This window comes from Arthrobacter sp. Cr_A7 (genome assembly GCF_029222765.1).
Taxonomy (GTDB): domain Bacteria; phylum Actinomycetota; class Actinomycetes; order Actinomycetales; family Micrococcaceae; genus Arthrobacter.
In genome coordinates this window covers 1-1991 of the sequence record NZ_JARHXQ010000173.1, presented here as the reverse complement: position 1 = coordinate 1991, position 1991 = coordinate 1, and the positions used below count along the sequence as shown (strand labels likewise).

2 protein-coding genes and 1 pseudogene are annotated in these 1991 nt (G+C 58.6%); 1 reads left to right on the top strand and 2 read right to left on the bottom strand.

Annotation, left to right across the window (positions count from 1 at the left end):
• Both P2Q66_RS10595 and P2Q66_RS10590 read right to left on the bottom strand, forming a co-directional pair.
• Positions 1 to 220: pseudogene (locus P2Q66_RS10595) on the bottom strand (GntR family transcriptional regulator); the annotation flags it as partial.
• 161 nt (positions 221 to 381) lie between these two features.
• Positions 382 to 1113 (bottom strand): GntR family transcriptional regulator, encoded by a 732-nt coding sequence (locus tag P2Q66_RS10590; RefSeq protein ID WP_254865676.1) that lies wholly within the window; start codon positions 1111 to 1113, stop codon positions 382 to 384.
• Positions 1114 to 1487: 374 nt separating this feature from the next.
• Between P2Q66_RS10590 and hxlB the strand changes: the two genes are divergently transcribed.
• Positions 1488 to 1991, top strand: a 504-nt coding sequence (gene hxlB, locus P2Q66_RS10585; RefSeq protein ID WP_275727869.1) for a 6-phospho-3-hexuloisomerase, incomplete at its 3' end; no start/stop codon positions are given.

Below are 1991 nucleotides of genomic sequence, written 5' to 3'. Positions count from 1 at the left end.
AGGTTCCTGCTCCGACGGCAAAAGAGTTTTTCCCGAGGAATTCGCGTGCAAGGTCATCCAGTCCAACCAGTGCAGCTTTGCTGACCTTGGACCTGCCGGCGAGGTTCTCTTCAAGCAGCGAGGCAACCTTCACGGAAAGTTCTCCGATCTCGGTTGAAACGCTGCCAATCCAGGCAGTGAGGGTGTCGGCAGCAGGTACGACGTCATTGTCGGTGATCATTGTGCATCCTGAATTGATTCCACGTCCCCACACGGGTGTTGCGGCTAGATGAAGTTATTCGATCTGATTGGCTCAAGTGCCGAGTCCAATCTTTCCCGGATGAACCTGGCTACTGCCAAGACCGATCCAAGTCTTTAGGGATGAGCGTAACGGGTCAAATGCTACGACGAGGAGGCTTTTGCACTCTCCGTGGACGCAGCGTAACTCAGGGTAAGTTTCGTGTCGATCAGATGGAAGATATTTCGCTTGATGTGTGCAAGAACCAGCCTCTGAGCCCTCTCAGGTTGATCTTGGGCTATTGCACGGACCAGCTCCAGATGCTCAGCAGCTGCCGCTTCGGGATCAAGCGATGCGGCGAGGGGTGTCCACAGTTGTTGGACCGTTTCTTGCTGCAGCCGGATTTCGGCATTGGCAAGCCTGGGTGACTGCGCGGATACAGCCAATTCAATGTGAAATCGGCTGTCGGCAGGCGCGCGCACTTCTGGCGTTGTTGCCAAAACCAGCGCCCGGCCAAGTTCCTGCAGGCGGTCAAAGTCATGAGCTTCCGCGCGCTCACAGGCCAGACGGACGGTCGCTGCGGCTATAGCGGAATGTTCGTCCCCGATGTCACGTATTTCTGAAATCGATGTCGAGAGAAACCACTCGCGAATGGTGTCGGTCTGGGTAGGGGGCTGGCTGACGATGAACGTTCCGCCGCTCCGGCCCCGGCGCGTCTCGACAACGCCCTGTTCCCTGAGTTCAGACAGCGCTTCCCGAAGGGTCGCACCTCCCACACCGAACATCTCTGAGAGTGACGCTTCGGAGGGCAAGCGCTCACCGACTTTGAGAAGTCCTAAGCCGATTGCCTTGGAGATTCTTTCGACAATCGCATCGGCCCTCTCAATTTCCGGCAAGGACCGGTAGATCTGTGACTGGAATGAGGTTGGCGAGGCCAAAAGTCTGCGCTCCGAAATGGGTTTACGTTTCGCTCAATAGTAACCAGTCATACCAGCACATTGAGAGTTTTTCCCTTTTATCAAAATCTTTCAGCTTCCCGCCCACGCTGCCGGGATCGAAGCGAACGTGGTGCTGACAAGCAGCTGCATGCACAGCGCGGACCGGAACGTTGTTGCGCCCTCTTACCGCCCCTGTTCTTTTGGGTAGTTAAAACTGTCAGAAAACAGCGTTTCGGGTGGTTGGTTGGTTGGGGATAGTTGGTGTCAACCAGAAAGCATGCATCGGGGCGTGGTAGGTCCCGGTGCCTGGATAGTTTGAGAGGGGTCCTATCGTGACTGTTACAACAACATCCACGGCGCCTGCCGTGTACAGCACGGACGTTGATATTGTCCGTAATCTGTCCCTGGTCGGGGACGAGATCACCGCTACGGTGGCCAAGATCGATGAACAGCAGCTGGCCGGCCTGGCCGCGCAGCTGGGCCAGTCGGGCCGGGTGTTCGCCGCAGGGGCAGGGCGCAGCGGGCTGGTCCTGCGGATGGCGGCGATGCGGCTGATGCACCTGGGCCTGACGGTCCATATTGCCGGTGACACCACCACTCCGGCGATCAGCTCCGGGGACCTGCTGCTGGTCGCTTCCGGGTCGGGAACGACCTCCGGGGTGGTCAAGTCAGCAGAGACCGCATCGAAAGCCGGGGCGCGGATCGCCGCGTTCACCACCAACCCGGACTCGCCGCTGGCCCGGCTCGCGGACACGGTCGTGATCATTCCCGCCGCGCAGAAAACCGACCACGGCTCCAGCGTTTCACGCCAGTACTCCGGGTCACTGTTCGAACAG